Here is a 25,694-nt window from a genome sequence, read left to right on the forward strand (position 1 = left end):
TACCGCGCATCAACCCGTGCGTGTGGCCAATGACGTACGCAAGGCTTCGAGTGGTCGGTTGTCGACCCAGTCATTCACCGAGAACGTGGTGGGGATGAAATTCCAGCGCTGCAGGAAGTCGGTAAAGTCCTGAACGGCATGCACTGAACGCTCGTCGAGATTGGTGCGCAAGCGCTGATGGGCGTCTTCGCCATAGGCTGCCGTGACCCAGTATTCGCTGCTGTTGGTTTCGTGGGCGAGGAAGCGGCGGGTGTCTTGCGGGTGGGTCCAGGCCCACTCTTCGGCGCGGATCACCGAAGACAGAATCGCCACGGCGGTGTCGAAGTGGTTATCCAGCAAATGGCTGTCGACACTCAACGTGCGCGGCGTGCCATTGTTGGAGCGAATCAAGGGTTCTGGGTGAGAGCCAGTGTCGATCACCGTGTGCAGGCCAAACTGATGAGCCAGTTGCACGGCGTGTGCGCCCTTGAGGAATATGGCGTCGACTTCGCCGCGCAGCAGGCCCACCAGTTCAGCGTTTTGCCCACCGTCACGGCGGCCGCCGAAGTTGGCAATGCCATTGATCACATGGGTGGCTTCATCGCTGAACGTGCCGCCGCGCACATAGTCGACCAGCTCTACATCCTTGACCTCAAGGCCATCGAGCTTGAGGGCGTTTTCCAGGCCGCGCAGAGCTTGTGCACGAGTGAAGTCGATTTGCGCGTTGACCCAGTGCGGCAAGCCGAACTTACGACCCTTGAGGTCTTTGACGGTTTTGATACCGCTGGAGGGCAGGGTCAAGATCAGTTGAACCTCATCGGCCCACGACAGCCCGATAACGCGTGTATCACGGCCACTGGCCCTGGCCCAGATCGCCGGAATATTACCGCCGTGGCGCACCGAGTTTTGCAGGGTGTGATCGAAGTGTGATTCACGCACCGTTTGTTCGTTGGACTCGCGCAGTGACTGGATGCGCGTGCCTTGTTGTTCCAGAACTTCCTCCAGCCAACCCTTTTGAACCGCGATGCCAAGCCCGGTGGGCACAGGGCAACGGGTGTACCAGAGTGTTTCGAGGGGATGAGACATTGCACGTTCTCCAAAAAATTCGAGGATCGACAGGTCAAAGAGCAACCCCACGGGTTGCCGGTAAACCTTGTTTGCAACGCTCATGCCACGCTTTTGTTCAACGCTGAAGACGCCGGTTTGCGGGGCTTTGCAAGATGTTGGGGGGCGCGGCGCAGGGCCGATTGCTGCTGGAGCAGCAATCGATCAGCAAGGGCTCTGGGGGATCAGCAACAGTGGCAGCCACCTTTGCCGCGGGCCACTCTCAAGCCGGGTGCAGTGCCTGCGAGTGCGCATACGTGCGGTACAGCGATGCATACACACCGCCCTTGGCCAGCAATGCGCTGTGATTGCCCAGTTCCACCAGTTTGCCGTTGCCGACTACGGCAATGCGGTCGGCATCGCGAATGGTGGCCAGACGGTGGGCAATGATGATCGCGGTGCGGCCTTGGCACAGCTTGCGCAAGGCTTTTTGAATGCGCCGTTCGGTGTGGATATCCACCGCCGAGGTGGCTTCGTCGAGCACCAGCACTGCCGGGTCGGCCAGGTAGGCGCGGGTCAGGCAGACGAGTTGTCGTTGCCCGTGGCTAAGGTGTGCTCCCAGCGCCCCCACTTCGGTGTGATACCCATGCGCCAGACGCTCCAGCACCTCACTGGCTCCCAATTCCTGCGCCGCCGCGATCAGTTGTGCATCGCTGGCTCCGGGCTTTGCCAGGCGCAGGTTGTCGAGGACGCTGCCGCTGAACAGCACGTTGTCCTGCAGCACCACGCCAACATTGCGCCGCAGATGCTGTTGGCTCAGGTGCCGGATGTCGATGCCGTCGAGTTTTACCGTGCCGTGCTGCACGTCATAAAAGCGCGTGAGCAATTGCACCAAGGTGCTTTTGCCATGCCCTGATGGGCCGACAATCGCCAGCACTTCACCCGCCGGAATATGCAGGTCAAAATCATCGATCACAGGCCGGGAGCCCGGTACATAGGCGAACCCCACACGTTCGAAATCCACTGCACCTCGGGCTTTTTCAAGGGCCACCGGCGTATGGCTGTCGGTGATTTCCGGTTGGGTGTCGAGCAGCAGGAAAATCCGCTGTGCCGACGCCGAGCCGGTCGCGTAACGTTCAAACAAGTCCGACAGTTCTTGCAGCGGCCCCAGGAACAACATCACGTAAAACAAGCTCTCGGCCACTTGCCCGACCGTCAATTGGCCTTGTGCCAGGCCGTAGGCGCCAAGCATCAGCAAGACCGCCATACCCAGCGCGGCAAGGAGCCCGGTGAACGGGGCAAACCAGCCCGAGCGCAGGTTGCCGCCGATCAGTGCATCGTTGAAGTCTTCGAGCAAGCGCCGATAGCGTTGCTGGTTGGGTTGCTGCTGCACGCATTGCTGGATCATCCGTGCCCCGGCCACGGTTTCGACCAGGTGTGCGGTAAAGCGGCTGCGGTTTTCCGCCACTTTGGCCCAGGTGCGCTGCGAGATGCGTTTGAAGCCCCAGGTGGCGAAGAACAACAGCGGGACGATGCTCGCCAGACTGAAGAAAAACAGCGGCGAAATCAGCCACAGCATCACCGACGCGACACCGCAGCGCAGAAGTGCGCCCAGCAGTTCCGGAGGCCCTTGAATCAACAGCGATTCGAGGCTGTCGACGTCCCGGTCGGCGCGCGAAATGATGCGCCCGGCCTTGGTCCGGTCGAAGTAGCCAATGCTCAGGGCCTGAACGTGGCTGAAGACCCGGATGCGCAGCTCATTAAGAACGCGGATGGCCGCGCTGCCAGCGACGTATTGCGAGATCCCGGCCAATACAAAGCGTGCGCTCCAGGTCATGAAAAGGCCAACCCCGAGCATGGCGACTAATGAAGTGTTGAGCAGCCATTGGTTGTCCTGATGGACCAGCCCGCGATCCAGCAGTTCGCGCACGAACCAGGGCCGTAAAAACACCGTAAACACCAGCAGCAGTTCCAGCACAATGACGGCCCCAATGCGCCCGCGCACCGGGCCGAGCAAGGGCAATAGCCGAGTGAACATGCTGCGGTCCAGGGCTTTTTTGGCCAGCGACTCTTCAATCTCAATGTCGCTGAGGGCTTTTCCAGGTAAGGCATTAGCCATGCTCGACTCCCAGCAGGTCACGATAAAAAGCGTTGCGCTGCACCAGTTCGGCATGGGAACCGCTGTCGGCGATGTGGCCATCTGCGAGCAGCAGCACGCGGTCGGCCAGCAATAAAGTGGAGAGCTTGCTGGAGATGATCAGCAAGGTGGTGCCGCGCCCTTGGTCTTGCAGCAAGCTGCGGATGTTCTCGATCACCCGCCGCTCAGTCACCGAGTCCAGCGCGCTGGTGGCGTCGTCCAGGCACAGAATGTCCGGTTTCGCCAACAGTGCGCGGGCCAGGTTGATGCGCTGGCGCTGGCCGCCAGACAAGGTCACGCCACGGTCGCCCAGCGCCGTATTGAGGCCCTGCGGTAAACGTTCGAGCACATCGTCTGCGGCTGCCATGCTCAGCCCCCAGCGCAGGGTTTCATCACTGGCATCGGGGGCGGCAAGGCGTAAGTTGGCAGCAAGGGTATCGGAAAACAAAAAGCTCTCTTGAGGCACTACATGCACGCGCTGGCGCAGTTCATCCAACTTGAGCGTGCGCACGTCTTGCCAGCCATCGCGGCTCGACCCGACGAGCACGGCGCCCTGTTCGGCATCGGTCAAACGTGGCAGCAGGCTGGCCAACACACTTTTGCCAGCACCCGTGGCGCCCACCAGGGCAACGACTTCGCCGGGCTGCACGGTCAGGCTGCACTGGTGCAGAATGCGTTGCCCGCCCCCCGGCGCCTCAACGCTGACCTGTGCAAGGCACAACCCTAGCGGGGCTTTGGAGAGAGGCTCGCTGGCGCTTTGAATGGCCAATGGCGCGTCGAGCAATTGCCAGATGCGCTCTGCCGAAGCCCGCGCATCGGCGAATACCTGCATCACTCGGCCAATGCCTTCGATACGAAAAATCAGCGTAGTGACAATCAACAGCGAGGTCACCCATTCGCCCACCCCCAGCCGGCCGTCACGCACCAGGCAGGCGCCGTAGATAAATATCCACACGTGGCTCAGCGCGACCACCAGCTGTGGCAGCGGGATACGTGAACTGGCAAAGGCCAGGGCCAGGCGTGCCTGCTCGGCGAAAAAGTCGACTTGTTGGTTGAAACGCTCAATACGCCCGGCTTCCAGGGCAAATGACTTGATCACGCGGACCCCGCCAATCCCTTCGCTCAGGTCTTGATTGACCCGGTCATAGGCAGCCCCCACTTCGCGGTCGAGCACCAGCAGCCGTTCGGTCTGGCGTACAAATATCCACAGCCCCACACCTGTCAGCAGCAGTGGCACCAGCCCGAGCCACAGGTTATAGCCGATCAACAGACCGACAGTGGCCAGCACGATGAGTGGGGTTTCCACCAGTTGTCGCCAAAAACTGATCAAGGCGTCACGCAATTTATCGGCATCGCGGGTGGTGCGGCTGATCATTTCGCCCATGCCGTGTTGCCAGTGATAACCCAGGTGCAGGCTTTGCACGTGTTGCAGGATGCGCTCGCGCAATCGGGTCAACAGCGCCTGGCTGAGGATCAATGACAGGACGCCAGCGCTGTACTGGGCGATGCCGCGTATCAAAGCGACGCTCAGCAGCAGCCACAGCCAGAACCACGCTCGGCTGGCGTCGAGGCTGCCATCGGCGAGGCGGACCACGGCGTGACCATTGTTGACCTCATTCAGAGCATTGCCGATTAACCATTGCTGCAGGGCTAATCCACCGCTGACCACTACAAACAGCGCTGCGGTCAAGGTAAAGCGCCAGGGCATTTCTCGGTAGATCAGCAGGCTTCGCAGCAAGGGGTAGTGCTTGATCATGGGTTCCATTCTTTGTGGACCGATACGCGGATCGTCAAAACCCCGCAGACACTGGCGTGTGTGCGGGGTGGTATGAAGGGGGTGAAACGCAGGGCTGAGTTTCAGCCAGCGGCCTTGAGGCCTGCCGTGACCGGCGCGGTCTCGGCTACAGGGCGCTGGTGCACCAGCGGCAGCACTTCCTGGCCAATGCGCAAGGCTTCTTCCAGGTGCGGGTTACCGGCCAGGATAAAGGTCGAGAAACCGGCATCGCGGTACTCGGCCAGCCGCTCGGCGACGTTCTCGTGGCTGCCCACCAGGCCAATGGTGGGGCCGGGTTTAGCCTTGCCGAAACCGGCCCACAGGTTGGGTCCGATGATCAGGTCTTCGAAGCGCTGAGAGTTCTGGTGGTAGGCGGTTTGCCGTGCTGCACCCACGGAGTCCGAACCGCTGGCGAAGTTCTTGATGAAGTCGCTGGTCTTGGCGTCGATACGCTCGTATTGGCGGCGCAAGTCTGACCAGGCGGCCTCTTCGGTCTCGCGGGCGAACAAGTCGATACGAATGCCGAAACGGACTTCGCGGCCTTGTTTGTCGGCCAGTTCGCGCACGCGCTCGATGTGCGGCTTGAGTTTATCCACCGGCTCGGCCCAGTTCAGGTAGACGTCTGCATGGCGGGCGGCAACGTCCAGTGCCGGGTCGGAAAACCCTGAGAAGTACACCCCCGGCTTGCGCTCTTTGTTCAGTCCGCGTGGCAGCGAGCCGTTTTCCAACTGGTAGATATCGCCCTGATAAGAGAACGATTCGTTCTCCCACAGACCCTTGATGATGTCGAGGAACTCGCCGGTGCGCTGGTAGCGTTTGTCGTGTTCCAAGAAGTCGCCGTTGGCCCGCTGTGACGCCGGGTTGCCGCCGGTGATGATGTTCCAGTCCAGGCGCCCGTGGCTGAGGTTTTGCAGAATCGCCGCTTGCTGCGCGGCATAGGCTGGCAGGGTCCAGGTGGCCTGGAAGGCGATCAGAAACTTGATACGGCGGGTTTCGCGGGCCAGTGCGGCAGCCGCGATCCATGGCTCAGGGCCGGTGGGCAGCAGTGCGCCTTCAAAGCCTGCCAGCTCAGCGGCTTTGGCCACCTGAGCGATGTAGTCGATATAGGTGAAGCCGTCAGGTTCGCCATTGGGCAAGCGGCCGGGGGCGATATTGCCGGGGCGGTAAATCGCACTGCCACGGGTATTTTTATCACTTGCCAAATCATGCCCATCACTGCCCAGAGGCAGGCGCCAGAAGAACTCGGTACTCATGAATAACTCCAGAGTGACAGTGGTCGGGCTCATCACCTCGAGAGCCGCGTTACCGAGGTAATTGCAACGCCTGTGCCAAGGCCCCGGAGCCCTCTGGATCGGGGCTTTGCGCAATGGTCCCGGGTGTGGTTGCTGGTGCAGCAGCAACTGATCAGCACGTCATGCTGGCACCGCAGCAAGATCAGCAGCAGGTCGCGGAATAATTCTCTGATCTTTAATAAATGTCTTTTAAAACAACGCGTTAATTTTTGTGTAGGGGCTGGCACAGGAAGTGCTGTGTAGCGGACATGCCCGGATTTTCGCCCGGCATTACTAACCGATTAGCTGGAGCCTACGCCATGACTCACTCGTTGACCGTTGAACAACTGAGCTTCCTTGAGCAAGCCAAACGCGATTTTGCCAAAGCGACTCGTGTGCTGAAAAACACCCGTACGCTGACCGCTACCAATACCTTCCAGGCGTACGTTCGTGTGCCGCAAACCCGTTTGGTGATTGCCCTGCATGCGCCCGGCCCGTGGGCAGATGACGAAGAAATCCGCGCCGTGGTCGCTGACTACGACGGCGAGGTATATCTGGACGAATCGGTTGAAGGCCCGCTAAGCGGCCGCAAGGCTGGGGGCAATGGCAAGCGTTATGCGGCGATCTTTGCCCAGCGCCCGGAAGTTAACGTGGTGACCCATGTGCACACGCCGTGGCTGGGCGGTTGGGCCAGCGCACATCAAGTGCTGCCGATTCGCTATGCGGCCTCGCAACGGGTGACCTTGGCCCGCGAGTTGCCTATCTACATTGACCGTCGCCAGCCCGAGGCTGATTTCATCGTGCAGAATCTGGAAGCCAACCCGCACTTGCCGGCGATTCTGGAAGCCAACGGAGGCGCGACCTTCTGGGGCACGGGGATTATTCAAGTGGCCAAGTTGATCTTGTTGATTGAAGAAGGCGCCTGGTTCCAGGGCCTGGCCGAAGGCTTGGGCGGTTCCAAAGAGTTTGGCCCAGGGGTTCTGGAGCAGCAGTGGAACATGACCGGCCTGTGGGCTGAGGGTAAAAAGCTGCTGGAAAACGCGGCTTAAGGTCCAGCCAAACGGCAGGAGCGAGCTTGCCTCTCGATCTTTGACACGGTCAAAAGATCGCGAGACAAGCTCGCTCCTGCAGGGTGTCGATTACTTCCACTCCTCGGTGAGGTTGAGGTTCTTCAGGCCTTGTTTGACGAAGCGGTCGTCGAGCAAGTTATCCACATTGACGTCTTTGCGTATCAACTTGGATTGCAAGCTATAGGCGATGCCGTCGGCGTAGTGCTGGCGCAAGGTGGCGTTGATCAGCGGGCTGAAGTGATCTTTCCAGGCTTCACCTTGCACTTCGCGCAGCAGCACGCTTTGCGGCTGGCCCGATTGCGAGAGCAGGGCGATGTACTCGGCCTTGTGCTCGTCTTGCGAGGCCCATTTCAGCGCTTTCAGGTAAGCATCGACCACCAGTTGCGTGACCTCGGGGTTTTGCGCAATGAAGTCTTTGGCGCCAAACAATTCGGCTCGCATTTTCCAGTCCAGAGGTGCCTGTTTGCTGGACCAAATGATCTTGCCGACTTTTTTGTCTTCCAGCAAAAAGGCGTCACTCAAGGTGAATAACCCGTCGATTCGCCCCGCACTCAGCGCCGCACCACCGGCCTGGGGGTTGAGGTTGAACAGGCGGAAATCGTCGAACGCCAAGTTGCGCGACTCCAGCAGTTTTGCAAAGGACAGCTCCCAAGGCCGACCCCGATGCAGGGCAACGCGTTTGCCTTTCAGGTCGTCAATCGAGGTGGCCGTCGAGTCGGGCGGCACTACCAGGTAAACGTTGTTGCCGATGCCGCCTGCGGCAATCAGTTGGGTCGCAACGCCGGAAGCATTGAGGATGATGCTCGGCAGGTCGCCGTAGAACGCAAAGTCGATGCGTTTGTTGGCGAACTCTTCATTCACGAACGTGCCCACCGAGGCGGTGGCGGCCGGCACCCATTGCAGTTCGACCCCGCGTTGTGCCAGTTGCTCTTTGAGCCACGGGTCTTTGTCCATCAAATAGGTGGGGCCGTTGAACGTGATTTTGCCCGCGTTGGAGTACGCGACGGTAGCAATGCGCACGGTCTTCAAGGGCTCGGCGGCATAGCTTGCGGAGCTGGCCAACAGTCCCAGCATCAGCAACGGGCTTAACAGAAAGCGCGAAAATTTCATAAGACGGGTCTGCCTTGTGGAGCGGCGACCGGAAGTTTTCCGGTCGCCGGGGTTGATCAGAAACGGCTGGTCACGGAGATACCCACGGTGCGCGGGTCGCCAAACATCACCCCGGCACTCTGGTAGCCGCCGGGCAAGGTGTGGCTGCGATACTCCTTATCGGTCAGGTTGTGCACATAAGCGGTAACTTCGCTTTTGGCGCCTGCCAGCTCATACGTGACCCGTGCGTTGCCCAGGGTGTAACCGCCGCTGCGCATGCCCTGGCTTTGGTCGTTGGTGAAGAAGTACTGTCGGCTGCGGGTGTCCCAGTCGGTGCCGAGAATGATCGCTCCCCCCGCATTCAGCGCGATTCGGTAGTCGGCGCCAATCACCGCCGACACATTGGGTGCCCGCACGAACTTGTTGCCCGAGTAATCGTTGCTGCCTGAGGTGTAATCGGTAAATTCGGTGTGCAGCAAGCCCAGGCCGAAGTTGACATGCAGGTTTTCGACGGGGATGGCTTCGAGCTCGAATTCGGCGCCATACACTTCACCCTGCGCACCGTTGGCCAGACGGGACACGGTCTGGTTGTTGATCGCGCTCACGATGTTTAACTGGATGTCCGAGTAGTCGTAATAAAACGCGCTGGCGTTGGCATTCAAGCGGCCATCGAACCATTCGGATTTAAAGCCCAGTTCATATGCGGTCAGGTATTCCGGATCTACGGTGGCCACGGTCGACTGGGTGGTGACGCCAGCGTTATACCCCCCGGAACGGAAGCCCTTGGAATAACGCAAGTACACACGGGCATGGTCAGAAAGCTTGTACTCAGGGGTGACGTCGTAGGTCCAGTCACTCCAGGTATTGCTGTCATCTTGCACGGCGGTGACGCCCAAGGGCGTGGTGACATTGCCGGGTTTCCACCAGTCACCGCCACCAAATCCGGCCTGGCCGATGTTGGCCACGCGGTTGAGGTCGATGGATTTACGCTCGCGGGTCCAGCGCAGGCCGCCGGTGAGGCTGAAGGCTTCGGTGAAGTTGTAGGTCAGACTGCCAAACAACGCGTAGCTCTCGCTGGTCTGGTCGTAGGCGACACGGTTGTAGTAGCGGCTCACGTACGTGTTATCCAGCGCGGCACTGGCAGTTTTGGCGTCCAGGTCTTCGTGAAAGTAATGGAAGCCGGCCACCCAGTTCAAGCGGTCAGTACGCGGCGAGGTCAGGCGAAACTCTTGTGACAGCTGACGACTGTCGACGTAGGCGTAGCCGCGTTGCAGTTCCAGCGGGGTGTTGTCGCTGTCGCTGACGCCCTCGCGGTTAAACGCTTCGATGGCGCTGATCGAGGTCAGTTGCAGGTCGCCCAATTGGCCAGTTGAGGTTGAGGTTGGCACCGTCCTGCTTGATGTTCGCGCGGTTCTTGGCGTTGTAGTAAACGCTGCCTTGCTTGGGGTCGACGTGATAGCCGAACTGGTTATTGCCGTTGGGGCCTATGCCGTAGTTGACCGAGCTGGAGCTGCCGGTGTCGTGATAACGGCGACTGTGGACGTTCAGGTTGGCCTCCAGATCATCCGACAGCACGGCTAACAACTGCAGACGAATCGCATCATCCTCCAGCGCGCCCTGATCGTTGTCTTTGGCCTTGTTCTCGTTGTAGCCGTCGTTGCCTTGATGACGGATCGAAACCCTGGCGGCGAGTTTGTCCTCTATCAGCGTATCGCCGTAGGCACCTTCTACTGCACGGTTGGCGTAGTTGCCGACATCGACCTTAAAGTAGCCATCCTCTTTAAAGGACGGTTTTTTTGAGATGAAGTTGATCGCGCCGCCTGTGGTGTTCTTGCCCCACAACGTGCCCTGTGGCCCGCGCAACACTTCGACCCGGTCCAGATCGAACAGCGGGAAACCTGTCGCGCTGATGTTCGAGATATACACATCGTCCATGTAGATCCCGACCGGGCTGACGGTGTTGGCGCCCTGATCGCCCGTGCCCAGACCGCGGATCCACCAGCGTGGGCGGCCATGCCCGTCGACGGTGCCGGCCGAGGCGTTGGGAATATAGCGGGTGATTTCATTCGCTGAGTTCAATGACGCCTGGCGGATTTTGTCGCCGCTGAGCACCGAGACGGGGGCCGGCACTTCCTGCACGCTTTCTTCGCGTTTTTGTGCGGTGACCGTGACCTTTTCAAGGGTTGCGGAAGGGTTGGCAGAAGCCTGCGGGTCGACGTTGTCGTCGGCGATGAGGTAGGTGCTGTTAAGGCTTAAGGCGATAGCCATCGATAAGGTGGTTCGACTAAACATGTTGCTCCCTGTGACTGTTGGATCAAGCGTTAAACGCGCTCGAAATGGCCAGTTTCAGGCCAGTACCTTGGCCCGTTAACAGGGGGTACTGCAGCAACCGTACCTAGATTGAAAATCGCTGATTAAAAACGTAACTGACTGAAAGTAAATGTAAAAAAATTGAGTGCCAAAGCGGGGGAAGAGGGCAGGGTTGCTGGTGCAAACGCACCTGCTGCGAGGGTGCTGCAAGAGCAGCACCCCGGCCACCCTACGCCGGCACCAACGGGCTGGATTCGTTGCGTTTAAAACCCAGCGGCAAGAGGAACAACGGCAGCAGGCTGGAGACAATCAACGCGACGAAAAACGGCACCCGGGTCGGCAAGGCAAACAGCGGATAGAGCAGTACCGGCCCCAGAAACATCGAGATGTACAGCGCTTGCTCGGCAATGCCGCCTGCGCCCATGACGTCGCCATTTCGGGTCATTTTCGGGATGCTGGTGAACACCCAGGCCACCACGAAACTGCTGAAAAAGCCTTGCGCCACCTTGGCGGCAATCGCCACGTCAACGCTCACCCCAGGGATAAACACCAGCACCTCAAGCGTCACTCCAATCAAGGCACCGGCGACGACGCTGATGGGCCCGATGACGCGCAGGTTGAGGATAAAACCGGCGAACAGTCCGGCCACCACACTGGACAGGATGCCCACGGTCGAGATCACGCCGATGGTCGCGGGCGCGACTTTCAGCACGTGAATCAAGTAGTCCGGGGTGATGGTGATCAACCCGAGGGCCACGGTCAGTGGTGCCCCCACCGCCGCTGCCAGGCGCAGGGCAGACGGGTCGGCGTAAATCTTGAAAACCTGGGACAGCGGTTTGCGTTCGGCGCGGTTGGCCAGGTTGATCGACGGCAGCAGCGGCGTGGCCAGTAACAGCAGCAACAAAATCACCGCATGGCCGCTGAACGCGATGCGCCATTGGCCGTTGTCGCCGCCGATGTAGGGTGACACGGCAAAAATCGCAATCGCTCCGCCCAGCGGCGACGCCACCGACCAGAATGCCAGGGCGCTGGTGCGGCGTTTACCGTGGGTGGTGTGCACCAGCAGCGCCAGCGCGGCCAGCACGACGCTGATATAACCGGCGCCTTCGATAACACGCAGGGTCAATAAGGTCGAAAACTCAGTGGTCTGGCTGGCCAGGTAACTGCACACGGCTGCGACGATCAGGCCGAAGATGATGGCGCGTCGTTCGCCCACGCGCGCCACCCCCCAGTTGACGACCGGCGAAGCGATCGCCGCAACGATGGCCACAGCCGACACCACCCAACTGGCGTGAGAAGGGCTGACCGAATAGGCTTTGGCGATGTCGGCGATCAGCAGAATGGTTTTACCGTGGCACGCCGCGATAATCACGGCGAAGGCAAGGGTCAAGATAATCGAGGGCCAGCTACCGGGGCGCATAAGAAATCCTTCATCAGAAATAAATCAAACCGTGTAGGAGCGAGCTTGTTAAAGGATCAAAAGCTCGCTCCAACAGAGGCGTTTAAAGCGCGGGGCGAGCGACGTTGAGCACTTGCAGGTCGCTGAAGGCTTCATAGCCGCGCAACCCGCCTTCGTAGCCAAGACCGCTCCATTTGTAGCCGCCTTTCGGTGCGCCGGGTTGCACTTCAAGGTGCTGGTTGACCCAGGCCAAACCTGCATCCAGACGCCGCGCAATGGCCTCGCCGCGCGCGATGTCACGGGTCCACACCGAGGCGCCCAAGCCGTAAGGGCTGGCGTTGGCCTGGCGGATGGCGTCTTCGACGTCGCTGAACGGGATCACCGGCAGCACTGGCCCGAACTGTTCTTCGTCTACCAGCGCAACGCCTGCGCCAATCCCGCTGACGATGGTCGGGGCAAAGAAATAGCCCGGTCCTTCAGGCTGCTCGCCACCGCTGTGGATCACTGCACCGTGCTTGCGGGCATCGGCCACCAGCGCCTTGACGCGCTCCAACTGCTGGCGATTGGTCAATGGCCCAAGCTCGGTTTGCGCGTCGAGGCCGTGGCCCAGACGGGTTATTTCGGCACGGGCGACCAACGCGTCGATCAGGGGCTGGAACAGGCTTTCGTGGACATACAAGCGCTTGATCGCGAAGCACACCTGGCCGCTGTTCCAGAACGCGCCCCAGAACAACGCTTCGGCAATGGCCGGTATGTCAGCGTCTTCGAGCACCAGCGCGGCATCATTGCCGCCCAACTCCAGCGTCAGGCGCTTGAGGTCATTGGCGGCGCCCGCGTACAGACGTTTGCCGGTGGCGACGCTGCCGGTGAAGGTGATGTGGCGAACCAGAGGGTGACTGCTGAGTTGCTCACCGACTTCACCGTCACCGGCGACGATATTCAGTACGCCCGCCGGGAACACGTCTTTGAGCAGTTGGCCCAGCAAAAGGGTCGACAGCGGGGTGTGCTCCGATGGTTTTGCCACCACGGTGTTGCCCGCGTGCAGCGCCGGGGCGAGTTTGAGCACCAGTAAAATGATTGGCACGTTCCATGGCGTGATTGCCGCGACCACACCCAGCGGGCGGCGCTCAATGCTCGCTCGGCGCTGCTCGTCGTCGCGCAGTATTTCGACGCCCGGCGCTTCGAAATGGGCGTAGTAATCGAACGTGGCCGCTGCGCCCGCGACTTCACCAAGGGTAAAGCGCAGAGGGCGACCTTGCTCGCGGCTGATCAGCTCGGCCAACGACTGGCTGTTTTCACGCAGCACCGAGGCTGCGAGTGCCAAGGCCGTGCGTCGGGCTTGCGGGTTTGCTGCCCAACCCGTAAAGGCGTTATGGGCGGCGTTCACGGCGGCATCGACCTGTGCCTGGCTAGCGCGTGCGGCGTAGCCGACGACCTGTTCGGTGGCCGGGTCGAGCACTTCATCGTCCTGCTTGCCGGGGTGCAATTGTCCATCGATCAACAAGGCGTAGTGAGTCATGGGGAGATCCTCAGGCGTTGGCCAGAATAAGGTCGGAGAGTTTTTCGGCGATCATCACCGTGGGCAGGTTGGTGTTGGCTGTCGGAATCACCGGGATGACGGAGGCATCGGCGACGCGCAAACCCTGAACGCCCAATACGCGCCCGGCAGGGTCAACCACCGCCAGCGGGTCATCGGTGCGGCCGATACGGCATGTCCCGCTGGCGTGCCACACGCCGCCCACATGGGTGCGCAGGTAGCGTTCAAGGGCGTCATCGTCGGCCAGCAAGTCGGCCAGCAGCGGGCCCTCCAGTGTTGTCTCGGCAAAGCGGTTCAAGCGTGGCGGGCCGCTGAATGCCGCTACTTCGGGGCTGGCAAAAACCTTGGCCAGCAACCGCAGGCCTTCACGCAGACGCTCAAGGTCGCGGCGATCAGAGAGCAGGTTGAACTCAACGTGCGGGTAATCTGTCGGGTCGCTGCTGTGTAGGCGCAGGTGCCCGGTGGAGTCTGGTTTGTTGACCCACAGCACGGCGCCTGCCGTGCCCAATGCCGCGTTGCGGGCGATCCCCAGGTACAAATCCCCCGGCACATCCGGGTTGACCCCGGACGAGACCCGCGCCGCCAGCAAGTGTGCAGAACCCGGCTCATCGCTCGCCGGGAGGTTGTCATGCAGGCGCGCGGTGAGCCCGATGGAGCTGTGGTCCCATAAATTCTGGCCCACGCCCGGACGGTCGGCGATCACGCCGATGCCCAGGTCGCGCAACTGATCGGCCGGGCCAATGCCGGCCCTTAGCAGCAACGCTGGGGATTGCAGGGCGCCCGCCGCCAGGATCACTTCGCTGGCGCTGACGTTCAGCAGTTGGCCGTTGCGTAGCACGTTGACGCCGGTAACGGTCTGTCCGTTCAGGCGAAGTGCCTGGACTTGAGTGTAGGTCCACAGCGTCAGGTTGCTGCGTGAGCGCACCTCGGGGTTGAGGTAGGCCCGTGCGCTGGATACCCGTTGTTGGTATTCGATGCTGACGGAGGGCGCAAAATAGCCGTCTTCGAAGCGTCCGTTCTGGTCGACGATATTGTCCAGCCCCAGGCTGTGCAATGCATTGGCTGACGCACGGGTGAAACTGCCCCAGCGTCGCGAGTCAATTCGGGCTATCGGCAGTGGGCCGCTGTGACCGTGCTGCTCAGGGTCGCTCAGGCCAAAGTCGATGTCATGTTCCAGCTTGCGGAAGTACGGCAGTACGCCTTGCCAGTCCCAGCCTTCGGCGCCTTGTTCGGCCCATTGGTCGTAATCGCGGGGCAGGCCGCGGTTGGCGACCATCATGTTGACGCTTGAGCCGCCGCCCAGAATGCGCCCTTGCTCGTAACGCTGCGGGTCGCGCGGGATGTCCGGGTGCTGGCTGGCGCGCAATACGTTCAGACCCGGCCAGAAAAAGCGATCGCCCGCCTGGCGTGGCAGCCAGGGTTGCAGGCCGTCAAGAATCTCGTTCGGGGTATTGTTGTCAGGAGTGTCGGCGCCCGCTTCGATCAGCAGCACGCGTTTGTCTGCACGCGCCGATAGTCGATTGGCCAGCACGCTGCCCGCGGTGCCGCCTCCCACGATGATGTAGTCGTAATGCTCAGTGCTCATGCAGGCTCCTCGGGGCGGCGGGTTTGCTAACCGCCCCTTTCATCTGGGGACGGTTAGAAACCAACACTCACGGAGGCCACCAGCGAGCGCGGCTGGCCTCGATAGTATTGAGGCGCGCCGAAGAAGTTAGCGTCGCTTGGGTCGGCGTCGATGGTGCCGGACTTCACGCCAGACAGGTATTGCTTATTGAAGAGGTTGTTGGCGTTAAGGCTGACGGTGGTTTCCTTGAGCCCACTGACCAGGTCTTTGAAGCGATAACCCAAGTTCGCGTCGAAGACGGTGTAGCCGCTGATTTTCTGGTTATTGGCCAGATCACCGTAGTAGCTACCGGTGTAGCGACCGAGGAAGTTGGCGTAGAAGGCCTGATTGTCATAACCGATGCCTGCGTTGAACAACTGGCGCGGGGTGTCGAAGAGCTGTTTGCCCTTGGTGTCTGCGCTATGGCCGCCCGCGCTGTAGTCCGAGTCTTGCTCGGCGCTGAGCAGGGTCAATGAGCTGAAGTAGTTGAAGTTGGCAGGCAGTTTGCCATTCACCGACAGCTCCAGGCCTTGGGTGGTGACGCTGCCCGCGTTGAAATAGGAGGTCACGCCGGTCAGCTGTTGATAAGCCGCCTGACGATTTTTGAACTGATCGTAGAACAATGCGGCGCTGACCAGGGTTTTGTCAGTGCTGTAGCGCCAGCCGATTTCCTGGTTCCAGGTCAGCTCGGGTTTCTGTTTTTCAACGCCATTGACGCTGCCGTATACCGAGGCAATGGCCGGTACGCGCATGTTCGAGGTGGTGTTGTAGTAGAGCTGGTTTTCTTTATCAAGCTGGTAGCTGAGGCTCAGGCTCGGCAGGAAGCGGTTGTAGTCTTCGGTGTTGCTGTAACCCTTCAAGAGATCATCGCCCTTGAGTTCAGTGTGCTGCCAGGCGAGGCCTGCGGTCAGGGTCAGGTCGCTGACAATGTTCCAGGTGTCCTGCAACCAGAGCTTTTGCGTAGTGATCTGGTTGGCCTGGTTGGTGTTGTAGTAGATGTTTCCGTTGCCATCGCGAATCGGCGTGCTGCCGTCGATGCTGGCCGGTTTACCGTTGCCTTTGATCGGCGTGAAGATGAACTGGTTGCGGGCGTGGGTGTAGTCGGTCCACAGGCCCAGTTGCAGCACGTTGTTGTCGGCCAGGGTGAAGTCCAGGGTGTTGCTCGACCCGATGCGGTATTGGGTAGGCAACAACTGCAACGACGCGGGCACGACCGGATCCAGCGCATCGCCGTCGTGATTGACGTCGGTGCCCAGCTTGGTTTCGTTGACCGCTGCGGTGGCGATGGACGCGGTGCCGTCCGTGACCCGGACGTAGTACGGGTTCACCTTCAGTTGCACACCGTCCGACAGGTTGAATACACCGTTCAGGCCATAGGTCTGGATTTTAAAGTCGGCTCGCGAGTTGGGCGCACTTGGGCCGGGTACGGTGATGTCGGGCACGCCGTTAATGCCGCCCTCCGTGGGGTAAGCCTTGGTCGGGTAGCCGTGGTCATATTTGTTGGCGCGGTATTGCGCCAGCGTGGGCGACAGATAGCTGTTGGTGCGCATCAGGAAACTGGAAAACAGCGCGTTGATCTGATTGCCGTCGCCCCACTTGTACTGCACGTTGCCTTCGAAGCGGTTGGACGACAGTTCGCCGTCCGAGTCGTCCCACAAGTCGGCGGTGGTGCGCGAGGCCGACAACCAGGCGGACAGGCCATCATGCTCGCCGGTGTTGACCCGCACGAACTCACGATAGAGGTTGTTGCTGCCGATGCTCTGTTTGTACAACACGCCGCTTTCTTGAGTGGGCGCGACGGATTTGATCTCGACGCTGCCACCGCTGGCCGTCAGGGTGGGGGCGTTAATGGAGGCGCCGCCGTAAATCACCGAGACCGATTCGTAGTTTTCCGGGTCGCCCATGAAGTCGGCATGCGGCGTAAGGAACTGTGGATCATTCAGCGGGATGCCGTCGCGGGTAAAGCCCAGTTGGTCCTGCGAGAAGCCCCGAATGTTCAGTGAGCCTTCGGTAATGCCGCTGGAGTCGCCACCGCTTGAGTGCACGCCGGGCAGGTACTTCAGCGCTCCGGTGACCGCACTGTCCAGGCCGACAAACTTTTGCAGTTGGGCCTTGGTGAGTGTGGCTTTGGATTCTGGCGCCTTCTCTTGTTTGGCATCGCCGACCAGTGTATCGGTGGCCTGGTTTTGCCCCTGGACAACGACGGTGTCGAGTACCGAGTCACTGGTTTGTGCGATGGCATGACCCGAGACCAACAGCGTCCCCGATATAGAAATCGCCAGCCCCGTTTGTTTGATTCCACTTAGATACTGCATGAGTGTATTCCCCGGTTTGTAAGCGTTTGAGGGGAACTTTGCAAGCCATGTGCCATGGCGTTTGGTCCCGTGTTTACGGGGGGTTAAGCCATGTTTACGGGATGGTTGCTGATACAGCAGCAAGGGTGTGCGCCGAGGCTGCTGCTGGAGCAACACAGCAGTAGCAATGATCTTTCGGGCTCATTTCGACGTTTGTCGGCGCAGTGGATTTTTGTGTTTTCGGGGCCGCCCCAGGCGCTGAAAAAAGCGCATGATTGCGCGTGCCGCCATCGCCGAGCGGTCATCCAGGGAAGGGTTGTGCGCATGCAATCGCCGAGTGCTGAATACACCGATCCACCCCGCTGGTTAGTGCTGGCCAAGATCAATGCGCTGTCGGTGCTGTCGCAGATTGTGCAGATCGGCACCATCACGCCGCTGCTGTCCATGTCACTGGAGCAGCGAGGCGTCAGCGCGGCGAAAATCGGCGTGGTGGTCAGCGCTTCGTGGATCGCGATTTTGCTGCTGTACAAAATCGTCCCGCGCGTTTTGGGTTCACTCGGCCTGGTCAAGGCCAATGTGCTGAGCGCATTGCTCACCAGCCTGGCGTTGCTGGGCATGACCTTGACTGAGGATCTGCTGCAGATCTTCGGCCTGAACTTTGTGCTGGGCGTGGGGTTGATCTTGCGCTGGATCGCCTGCGATACCTGGATCGTTGCCGTATCGTCGCGCGACGGCCGCGGGCGAGCCATTGGTGTGCATGAAACCCTGATGGGCCTGGGCATTGCGATTGGCCCGTTGCTACTGGTGGTGTTCGGTGTTGACGGCGCGCTGCCGTACTACGCCTGCGCGGCGATCGTGCTGCTATCGGGCGCGCTGGCGCTGACCCTCAAAAGCCACGATTCGCAGCCGCAAACGCCGCAAGAAAAAGCCCATGGCAAATTCTACGGCCTCATCCCCATTGCCTTGGGCGCCGCCTTGATTGCAGGTTTTGCCGAAACCTCTACGGTGTCGTTTCTCGCCCCCTACAGCCTGGCAGCGGGCTACCCGCTGACTGCCGCGACGCTGCTGATCTCCGTGTTCGGGCTGGGCGGCACCTTGCTGCAACTGCCCATCGGCTGGATGGCCGACCGCAGTTCCTACAAAACCGCGCAATTGATCTGCGGCCTGCTGCTTTTGCTGGGTACCTTGGCCATCCCCTTCAGCCAGCCTTTGCCGTGGCTGGCGGCGCTGGTGGTGTTTATCTGGGGCGGAGCGATTGGCGGCATGAACACCGTGGCCGTGATCGAAGCCGCCGACCGCGTGGCCAAGCATCAAGTGTCGACCGCCATGACCGCGATTGCGCTGTTCTACACCTTGGGCGGCGTACTGGGCCCCATCGCCACCGGGGCCGTGGCGACGTACATCAGTGATCAGGCGCTGATGCTGTGCATCGCTGCCGTGGGGGCTGTATTTGCCGCGATGCTGGTGTTTCGAAAAACTGAGTAGCCTTCGCGAAAAACGGTGAGTGAGCTTTTGGTCTTGAGCGGGGAGCGCCGCGCCCAGGTTTTTCACTACAGCGGGCGCATATGCCGTGGCAGTTTGATCTCGTTTTTGCAATGGTTCACAAATTCGGTGGTGAGGCGGGTGAGGTCTTTGTCGCGGTTCCAGGCGACCACGGTGCGTGAGGCCACCAGCGGGTCGCTGATGGGCAGGGTGACGACTTTGTTGCCGTTGGGGGTCTGGATCTGCTCCGGCAAGGTCACCATGATGGACACGCCGAGCCCTTGGCCTACGAAGGCGGTGACCAGTTCAATCGAGGGCACTTTGTAGGCGATGTTGGGGTGCAGGCCCGCGTCTTCGAACTGGCCCAGGAAGTATTGGTTGCTGGGCCAGATGTCTAACAGGATCAGCGGTTCGTCGGCGATCATCGATAACGACACTTCGTTGTACGAGGCCAGCCTGTGGCCCGCTGGCAGTACTGCACGCGGGTAGAGGTCGGGCAATAACGGGAGGTAGGTGTGGGTTTCTCTTAAACCTGCGGAGTAAGTGAGGGCCAAATCGTAGGCACCAGACCTTAAACCTTCGGCTATTTTATTTTGATGAACCACGTGAAGTGAAATCTTGACTGCGGGAAATCGTTCTTTGAATGAAGCCAGGAGTTCGGGTAAATAGCAGGACGCAATCGGGTCGTAACAGGCGAGGACTATTTCGCCGCTGACTTTTTCACTGTCACCGTTGACCTGTTGTTCGAACTCGCGGGCATCGCGAAGCAAACTTATTGCTCGTTCAAAGAAGCTGGAACCTTCAGGTGTGAGGATTAATCCGTTTGATTTATGGCGAATAAATATTTGCAGATTAAATCGGCTTTCAAGGTCTTTGATGGCCGATGAAATGGCCGGGTTGGAAATATTAAGACGTCGGGAAGCCTCAGAGATGCTGCCGCATTCAATGGTGGTGACGAGGTAGCGCAGTTGTTTAAGCGAATACTTAAACGACATGACGGCCTCTGTGTGTAGCAGACCCAGGCAAAGCCCTTGGTAGGTTGCGCAGCATGGGGGAACTCAGTGCCGTAAGACGAATGGGCGGGGATTATAGGAAGTTGGCCTGTTTAAGAGAAAGGCTGTTGAGCGATAGTTCTATTCCTTAAAGGAATAAGCAGCGGGCCGCCGTTAAATAACCGCCCAACAGAATTTCCGATGCCAGAGAACAGATTATTCGAGTTGCTACGCGAAGGTCATTGCCTATAAAAATGATTAACGATCAGTACAACTTTCGGGCAAAACAGCATGGCACGGCTTCAAACATTCCCTTCAATAACGGCAAGTGATCTTTATGCGGTGTTAATGCGCCGTGAAGAAGTGGCTGTTATCGATGTTCGTGAAGCCAGGTTTTATGCTCAAGGTCACATTAATCTTTCGGCACACAGTGCATTAAGCAGTCTTGAACTTCAGGTGTTGCGCAGTGTTCCGCGCCCGCAAGTGTGTGTGGTGTTAGTGGATGATGACGGCGCTGTTGGCGGGGCGGCCGAACAGGCAATGTCAGTGCTGGCGGCGTTGTCTTTTACCCATGTCCGGTTGCTTGAGGGCGGCATTAAAGGGTGGCAGGCCAGCGGGTATTCGCTGGGCACCGGCTATAACACCTTGGTCAAGGCATTCGCTGATTTGGCCCACGCTCACTATGCAACGCCGACCGTGACCCCCGCGCAACTGGAGGCGCGCTTTGAGCGCGGGCAGCCCACCACGGTCATTGATTGCCGGCCTGAGGTTGAATACCAAAAAACCAGCGTTGGCCGGGCAGTGAATGTGCCGGGCGTCGAGCTGGCGCTTCAGGAGCTGAACCGCACGGACGAGGCCGATCATTTGTATGTGATCAGTTGCTTCAGCCGCACGCGGGGCATTGTCGCAACTACGACGTTGGCCCAGCTTAATGGGGTGTCGAACGTGGCGTTTTTGGAGGACGGTGTGATGGCGTCCTTCCTTTATGGTTTGCCCACCGGGCCGGGCGACGCACAGTTACCGTCGCCGGGGCGGCTGGCGGCTGATGAGGTGTTGCGCCAGCACACTGCCACGCTGGTGCAGCGTCATGGGCTTAAGGTGATTGATCACGCTCAATGCTTGCAACTGCAAGCAGAGCGCGATCAGCGAACGCTGTATGTCTTCGATGTACGCCCCGAAGTAGCCTACCGTGCCGGGCACCTTGCGCACGCGGTGTCTGTGCCGGGGGGCCAATTGTTGATGACGTATGACGCGCACGTCCCGGTGCGCCATGCGCGGATTGTGCTGGTGGACGATGGCCATCTGAAGCGGGCTGCGGTGACAGCGTTTTGGCTGTCGCACTTTGATAACGCCGACATTTACGTGCTCTCGCTGGACGAGGCAGGTGTGACCTTGGTGACCGAAATGCCCGCCGACGCTTTGCCGGCCACTGTGCGCTGGCTGGCGCCACAGCAGGTGCAGGAACACCTCGTCGCCGGTTTGCCGGTGCTGGATGTGGGCCCTAGCCTGGACTATGAACAGGGGCACCTTCCGGGCGCAAAATTTGTGTTGCGACCGTCGCTGGCCGCCTGGCTGGAAACGCAACCGCCTGGCCCGCTGGTGTTCACCTCGCCGGATGGCGTCAATGCGGCCTATGCCGCTGCGCACGTCAGCCGCACCCTTGGCCTTGAAGCCTATGCGCTCAATGGCGGGACCCAGGCCTGGCGCGCTGCGGGCCTGGAAGTTGAAATGGCCTTTGAGCCGCAGCAGTTGTTGTCGCCTTTCGATGATGACTGGGGCTCGACGATGCGCGCCAAGGTCAATCGCGAGCAGATCTTTCGCGATTACCTCACCTGGGAGCGCGGTTTGGGCCACGACATTGCGCGCGATGACACGGTGCAGTTTCGATGGCCCGAGACGGTAACCAACACTTAGCTGCCGTTGAATCAATACCGCACAGGTGCTGACGGACTTTAAACCCGTTCGTTTAGAGCGGGTGGCTGCGCGCCATTTAACGCTAAATCTAAAACAGACAGTGGCCGGTAGTTAATGGCTTCTCACTGCTGGAGTGAGTGATGGGATGTAATAAAAAAATACTGCTTAACGCGTTCAATATGAACAGCGTTGGTCATATCTCCCATGGGATGTGGACGCACCCGCGTGATAACTCGCAGGATTATTCAAGCCTGGATTATTGGGTGAAGTTGGCCAAGACCCTTGAACGCGGCAAGTTTGACGGGCTGTTTTTGGCCGATGTTATTGGCACTAACGATGTTTACGGTGGTTCACCGGATGCCGCGTTGCACGGTGCGGTGCAAGTCCCGATCAATGACCCGCTCATTCCACTGTCGGCCATGGCGTATGCCACTCAGCACTTGAGTTTCAATGTTACGGCCAACGTCACCTATGAAAAGCCTTACTTGCTGGCCCGGCGTTTTTCCACACTCGACCATTTAACTAATGGCCGGGTGGGGTGGAATATCGTCACCGGTTACCTGGACAGCGCCGCGCGGGCGATGGGGCTGACCGAGCAAATCCGCCATGACAATCGCTATGACATGGCCGACGACTATCTGGACCTCGTTTACAAGCTGTGGGAAGGCAGTTGGGAAGACGACGCGGTTGAACGTAACCGCCAGACCGGGCGCTTCACCGATCCGGCCAAGGTGCATCGGGTCAAGCATGACGGACCGTTTTATCTGCTGGATGCGATTCACCTCTGCGAGCCGTCGCCGCAGCGCACCCCGGTACTGTTTCAGGCCGGGACGTCCTCGCGGGGCCGCGCGTTTGCGGCGCGTCACGCTGAATGCATTTTTATGTCTTCGCACAACCAGAACGTCGAGGTCACCCGAAGCATCGTTAAAGACCTGCGTGAGCGGGCGGTGGCGAACGGGCGGGCAGCCGACGACATCAAGATTTTTGTGGGCGTGGTGGTGGTCGCGGACAAAACCGAGGCGCTGGCCCAAGAAAAACTGCGCGAATACCAACGCTATGGCAGTGCGGCGGGCGGCCTGACGCACTTTAGCGCGTCGATTGGCGAAGACCTCTCGCGCTATGGCCTCGATGAACCGATCACGCTGCAAAACACCCAGGCCATGGGCGCGATCCTCGATTCCATCACCCGTTACAACCTCGGCGCACCCTGGACCGTCCGGCGCTTGCTGGATGAGATGAAGCTGGGCACCCGCACGTTACCCATCGTGGGTTCAGGTTCGCAGGTGGCCGATCAGTTAGCCGACTTTGCTCGCGAAACCGACATTGATGGTTTCAACCTGATGCGCGTTGTGACCCCGGACAGTTACGAAGACTTTGTTGATTTCGTTGTTCCGGAGTTACAGCAGCGTGGCGTTTTTAAAGAAGCGTATGCCGAAGGCACCTGGCGCGAGAAGTTGTTTGGAACCGATGTACCGCATTTGTCAGCGCGTCATTACGGACGGCAGTTTCGCTACGCCGGGCGTTAAGTGTTAAGCGGTTTTATTAAAGCAACGATTGATACGTGAAACGTTGAAAGGATCAAGTGTATGAGCGCTACACCAAAGGAATACAGTTCGGCTGAACTGCACGAGTTGTTCAAACCCATTTTCGACACCATTCGCCAAGATGCTTCTGCTCGGGAGCGCAGCCGTACGCTGCTGTTTGAACAAGTTGGCTGGCTGCGCGAAGCCCGGTTTGGCGCGCTCAGGATTCCGGTGGAACAGGGCGGTTTCGGTGCTTCTATCGTGCAGTTGTTTGATCTGCTGATCGAACTGGCCGCGGCGGATTCCAATATTCCGCAAGCGCTGCGCCTGCACTTTTCCCGGGTTGAGCGCTTGATGATCGGTGATCAGCTCGACAAGCAAAAAGTGTGGATTGACCGTGTGGTGCGCGGAGAGCTGTTTGGCAATGCCACCACCGAGCCACCGGGCACTCCGATTGGTGAAATTCGTACTCAGGTGCTGCCACATGCTGACGGCAACTTCCGACTCAATGGCAAAAAAGCCTACGGCACCGGAAGCCTCTACGCGCAATGGATCCCGGTGATCGGCGTTGATGAGCACGGCAACCGCGTGATCATCACCGTCCCCGCAGACAGAAAAGGCGTGACCCTGCTCGACGACTGGGATGGTTTTGGCCAGCGCCTGACCGCCACCGGCTCGTCGATTTTCGAAGACGTGGTGGTGTATGCCGACGAAATCTCGGCGCACATAAAATCCACCCTTAGGGCTGGCAGCGGGTTTGCCCAGTTGGTGCACCTGGCCACCATCGCCGGTGTCGCAGGCGCGATTGCGCGCGATGTGTCTGAAAAAGTCGCGGCCCGTCAGCGGGTCTATTACACCGGCCCGGGCGGCCTGCCGCGCCATGATCCGATCATCCAGATGCAAGTGGGCAAGATCGGCGCCGTGGCCAGTTCTGCGCGCTCCATCGTGCTCGGTGCTGCCCGGGCGCTCCAGGACGCCTGGCATGTCTGGGACGTTGAAGGTGAACACTCGGCGGCCACCGATGAGGCTTACGTGAAAGCCGACCTTGAGATTTCGGCGGCGCAAGTGACCTTGATCCCGCTGGTGCTGACCGCCGCGACAGAACTGTTCGACACCCTGGGCGCAACGGCCATCGACGTAAAAGGTGGCCTGGACCGGCACTGGCGCAATGCCCGCGCGCTGTCCTCACACAACCCGCATTTGTACAAGGCGCGGGTGATTGGCGATTACCTGCTGAACGATGAACTGCCGCCGATTTTTGTCGCCGGTGACGATGTTGGCGTGATCAACGACCCCGCCAAAACCGCCGCGCTGTAATTCCCATCCGACCCTAAACACGTGGCGCAGCCCGCCTGCGCCCACAGGAAAACACCATGAGCATGATGAGTCCGTCTCGCGTTGCATCGTTTGCCAGGAAGTTCGCGGTTTCGTCAGCGCTGGTGGCGTCACTGGGGGTATCGCTCGGGGTGGCGGCCAACCCGCAGTCGCTGCATGACTTGCTGCCCACTGAGATCAAAAACACTAACGTCCTCAACGTGGTTACCGATGCCAAGTGGCCGCCTTTTACCTTTGTCGGCGAAGACGGCAAAACACTCCAAGGCTTTGAGGTTGACCTGCTCAACGCCATCGGCGCAAAACTGGGCGTGGACATCAAACAAACATCCATTGAGTTCTCAGGGATGATCCCCGGGGTTCAGGCCAACCGGTATGACATCGCCATGATGGCCGTTTCTGATACCCCGGAGCGGCGCAAGACCTTGAGCTTTGTCGACTATGCCTACCTCACACAAGGTGCTTTCGTGTTGGTCGATAGCCAAGACACGCCCGTGGAGCTGAGTTCGCTGTGCGACAAAACCGTGGGCCTGCAATCGGGTACCAACTTCGTCGACTTTATCGAAAAGGATTTCTCCAAGTACTGCACCGCGCTGGGCAAGCCGGTGCCTAAAAAGCTGGAGTTTGCCTCGGCCGATGCCGTCTACCTGTCGCTCTATTCGGGCCGCGCAGATTTTATTGTGGCCGCGACGTCCATTGCCGGTGACGTAAGCGCCAAAGCCCCGCGTCCGGTGCAGGTGGTGACGGGCGATGTATTCCCCAAGGACTTGATCGGCATCGCTTACCTCAAGGACAGAACACAGCTGGGTGAGGCCATTTTGGCCGGTCTCAAGGCCATCCAGGCCGATGGGACCTACGACCAGATTCTGAAAAGGTGGAACGTCGAGACCATGGCTCTACCTGCACCCGGAATCAACCTCGGTGCGTTGCAGGAGCAGTGAGGT

The 25,694-nt window shown here is 59.7% G+C and carries 18 protein-coding genes; 6 read left to right on the plus strand and 12 right to left on the minus strand.

Annotated features, from left to right (window positions below; genetic code table 11):
* Positions 1–9 precede the first annotated feature (9 nt).
* From GHO32_RS07875 to GHO32_RS07890, 4 genes are all read right to left on the minus strand, one after another.
* Positions 10–1,065 carry an ABC transporter substrate-binding protein gene (locus GHO32_RS07875; RefSeq protein ID WP_048373022.1) on the minus strand — a complete coding sequence of 352 codons (1,056 nt, stop codon included), beginning with the start codon at positions 1,063–1,065 and terminating at the stop codon, positions 10–12.
* A 241-nt stretch (positions 1,066–1,306) separates the two neighbouring features.
* Complete coding sequence (locus GHO32_RS07880; protein WP_153336291.1) at positions 1,307–3,142, minus strand: ABC transporter ATP-binding protein; 1,836 nt, start codon at positions 3,140–3,142, stop codon at positions 1,307–1,309.
* Complete coding sequence (locus GHO32_RS07885; protein WP_153336290.1) at positions 3,135–4,916, minus strand: ABC transporter ATP-binding protein; 1,782 nt, start codon at positions 4,914–4,916, stop codon at positions 3,135–3,137. Before GHO32_RS07885 ends, GHO32_RS07880 begins: the two co-directional genes overlap by 8 nt.
* A 101-nt stretch (positions 4,917–5,017) precedes the next feature.
* Positions 5,018–6,187, minus strand: coding sequence for an LLM class flavin-dependent oxidoreductase (locus GHO32_RS07890; RefSeq protein WP_153336289.1), 1,170 nt, complete (start codon positions 6,185–6,187; stop codon positions 5,018–5,020).
* Between the two features lie 338 nt (positions 6,188–6,525).
* Between GHO32_RS07890 and GHO32_RS07895 the strand changes: the two genes are divergently transcribed.
* Positions 6,526–7,254 (plus strand): class II aldolase/adducin family protein, encoded by a 729-nt coding sequence (locus GHO32_RS07895; protein ID WP_153331726.1) that lies wholly within the window; start codon positions 6,526–6,528, stop codon positions 7,252–7,254.
* A gap of 90 nt (positions 7,255–7,344) precedes the next feature.
* On the opposite strand, the gene GHO32_RS07900 is transcribed toward GHO32_RS07895, so the two are convergent.
* The 7 genes from GHO32_RS07900 to GHO32_RS07925 all read right to left on the minus strand — a co-directional run bounded on the left by GHO32_RS07900 (position 7,345) and on the right by GHO32_RS07925 (position 17,528).
* Positions 7,345–8,385 (minus strand): ABC transporter substrate-binding protein, encoded by a 1,041-nt coding sequence (locus tag GHO32_RS07900; protein ID WP_153331725.1) that lies wholly within the window; start codon positions 8,383–8,385, stop codon positions 7,345–7,347.
* A 56-nt stretch (positions 8,386–8,441) separates the two neighbouring features.
* Positions 8,442–9,752, minus strand: a complete 1,311-nt coding sequence (locus GHO32_RS26790) for a TonB-dependent receptor (protein ID WP_368668412.1) — start codon at positions 9,750–9,752, stop codon at positions 8,442–8,444.
* Positions 9,679–10,656, minus strand: a complete 978-nt coding sequence (locus GHO32_RS26795; protein ID WP_256665506.1) for a TonB-dependent receptor — start codon at positions 10,654–10,656, stop codon at positions 9,679–9,681. Before GHO32_RS26795 ends, GHO32_RS26790 begins: the two co-directional genes overlap by 74 nt.
* A 247-nt stretch (positions 10,657–10,903) precedes the next feature.
* A complete protein-coding gene (locus GHO32_RS07910; RefSeq protein ID WP_153336288.1) occupies positions 10,904–12,094 on the minus strand; it encodes an MFS transporter in 1,191 nt (396 codons plus the stop codon).
* Positions 12,095–12,176: 82 nt separating this feature from the next.
* Positions 12,177–13,592: an aldehyde dehydrogenase family protein gene (locus tag GHO32_RS07915; RefSeq protein WP_153336287.1), complete on the minus strand. Its 1,416-nt coding sequence runs from the start codon at positions 13,590–13,592 to the stop codon at positions 12,177–12,179.
* 10 nt (positions 13,593–13,602) lie between these two features.
* The gene (locus GHO32_RS07920; protein WP_153336286.1) at positions 13,603–15,195 is read right to left on the minus strand and encodes a GMC family oxidoreductase; all 1,593 of its coding nucleotides are present in this window, start codon (positions 15,193–15,195) and stop codon (positions 13,603–13,605) included.
* A 53-nt stretch (positions 15,196–15,248) separates the two neighbouring features.
* Complete coding sequence (locus GHO32_RS07925; protein WP_048372897.1) at positions 15,249–17,528, minus strand: TonB-dependent receptor; 2,280 nt, start codon at positions 17,526–17,528, stop codon at positions 15,249–15,251.
* 303 nt (positions 17,529–17,831) lie between these two features.
* Here GHO32_RS07925 and GHO32_RS07930 point away from each other — a divergent pair, with 303 nt between their 5' ends.
* Entirely contained in the window at positions 17,832–18,992 is a 1,161-nt protein-coding gene (locus GHO32_RS07930; RefSeq protein WP_153336285.1) for an MFS transporter, read from the plus strand.
* 65 nt (positions 18,993–19,057) lie between these two features.
* Here the strand turns inward: GHO32_RS07930 and GHO32_RS07935 are convergent, their stop codons facing one another.
* Complete coding sequence (locus GHO32_RS07935; protein WP_153336284.1) at positions 19,058–19,984, minus strand: LysR family transcriptional regulator; 927 nt, start codon at positions 19,982–19,984, stop codon at positions 19,058–19,060.
* 345 nt (positions 19,985–20,329) lie between these two features.
* On the opposite strand from GHO32_RS07935, the gene GHO32_RS07940 reads away from it, so the two are divergent.
* From GHO32_RS07940 to GHO32_RS07955, 4 genes are all read left to right on the plus strand, one after another.
* A complete protein-coding gene (locus GHO32_RS07940) occupies positions 20,330–21,895 on the plus strand; it encodes a rhodanese-like domain-containing protein (RefSeq protein WP_178113857.1) in 1,566 nt (521 codons plus the stop codon).
* A 140-nt stretch (positions 21,896–22,035) separates the two neighbouring features.
* On the plus strand, positions 22,036–23,421 hold the full coding sequence (locus tag GHO32_RS07945) for an LLM class flavin-dependent oxidoreductase (protein ID WP_153334071.1): 1,386 nt from the start codon (positions 22,036–22,038) through the stop codon (positions 23,419–23,421).
* Positions 23,422–23,481: 60 nt separating this feature from the next.
* Positions 23,482–24,735 (plus strand): acyl-CoA dehydrogenase family protein, encoded by a 1,254-nt coding sequence (locus GHO32_RS07950; protein ID WP_153334069.1) that lies wholly within the window; start codon positions 23,482–23,484, stop codon positions 24,733–24,735.
* 56 nt (positions 24,736–24,791) lie between these two features.
* Positions 24,792–25,691: an ABC transporter substrate-binding protein gene (locus GHO32_RS07955; protein WP_153334067.1), complete on the plus strand. Its 900-nt coding sequence runs from the start codon at positions 24,792–24,794 to the stop codon at positions 25,689–25,691.
* Positions 25,692–25,694: the final 3 nt, after the last annotated feature.

The organism is Pseudomonas sp. FSL R10-2189 (assembly GCF_009600325.1).
GTDB classification, from domain to species: Bacteria; Pseudomonadota; Gammaproteobacteria; order Pseudomonadales; family Pseudomonadaceae; genus Aquipseudomonas; species Aquipseudomonas helleri.

Bases quoted from the DNA above. Each gene is read 5' to 3' on its own strand.
- GHO32_RS07875 (WP_048373022.1), bottom strand. From the start codon at position 1,065: ATGTCTCATCCCCTCGAAACACTCTGGTACACCCGTTGCCCTGTGCCC.
- GHO32_RS07880 (WP_153336291.1), bottom strand. From the start codon at position 3,142: ATGGCTAATGCCTTACCTGGAAAAGCCCTCAGCGACATTGAGATTGAA.
- GHO32_RS07885 (WP_153336290.1), bottom strand. From the start codon at position 4,916: ATGATCAAGCACTACCCCTTGCTGCGAAGCCTGCTGATCTACCGAGAA.
- GHO32_RS07890 (WP_153336289.1), bottom strand. From the start codon at position 6,187: ATGAGTACCGAGTTCTTCTGGCGCCTGCCTCTGGGCAGTGATGGGCAT.
- GHO32_RS07895 (WP_153331726.1), top strand. From the start codon at position 6,526: ATGACTCACTCGTTGACCGTTGAACAACTGAGCTTCCTTGAGCAAGCC.
- GHO32_RS07900 (WP_153331725.1), bottom strand. From the start codon at position 8,385: ATGAAATTTTCGCGCTTTCTGTTAAGCCCGTTGCTGATGCTGGGACTG.
- GHO32_RS26795 (WP_256665506.1), bottom strand. From the start codon at position 10,656: ATGTTTAGTCGAACCACCTTATCGATGGCTATCGCCTTAAGCCTTAAC.
- GHO32_RS07910 (WP_153336288.1), bottom strand. From the start codon at position 12,094: ATGCGCCCCGGTAGCTGGCCCTCGATTATCTTGACCCTTGCCTTCGCC.
- GHO32_RS07915 (WP_153336287.1), bottom strand. From the start codon at position 13,592: ATGACTCACTACGCCTTGTTGATCGATGGACAATTGCACCCCGGCAAG.
- GHO32_RS07920 (WP_153336286.1), bottom strand. From the start codon at position 15,195: ATGAGCACTGAGCATTACGACTACATCATCGTGGGAGGCGGCACCGCG.
- GHO32_RS07925 (WP_048372897.1), bottom strand. From the start codon at position 17,528: ATGCAGTATCTAAGTGGAATCAAACAAACGGGGCTGGCGATTTCTATA.
- GHO32_RS07930 (WP_153336285.1), top strand. From the start codon at position 17,832: ATGCAATCGCCGAGTGCTGAATACACCGATCCACCCCGCTGGTTAGTG.
- GHO32_RS07935 (WP_153336284.1), bottom strand. From the start codon at position 19,984: ATGTCGTTTAAGTATTCGCTTAAACAACTGCGCTACCTCGTCACCACC.
- GHO32_RS07940 (WP_178113857.1), top strand. From the start codon at position 20,330: ATGCGCCGTGAAGAAGTGGCTGTTATCGATGTTCGTGAAGCCAGGTTT.
- GHO32_RS07945 (WP_153334071.1), top strand. From the start codon at position 22,036: ATGGGATGTAATAAAAAAATACTGCTTAACGCGTTCAATATGAACAGC.
- GHO32_RS07950 (WP_153334069.1), top strand. From the start codon at position 23,482: ATGAGCGCTACACCAAAGGAATACAGTTCGGCTGAACTGCACGAGTTG.
- GHO32_RS07955 (WP_153334067.1), top strand. From the start codon at position 24,792: ATGAGCATGATGAGTCCGTCTCGCGTTGCATCGTTTGCCAGGAAGTTC.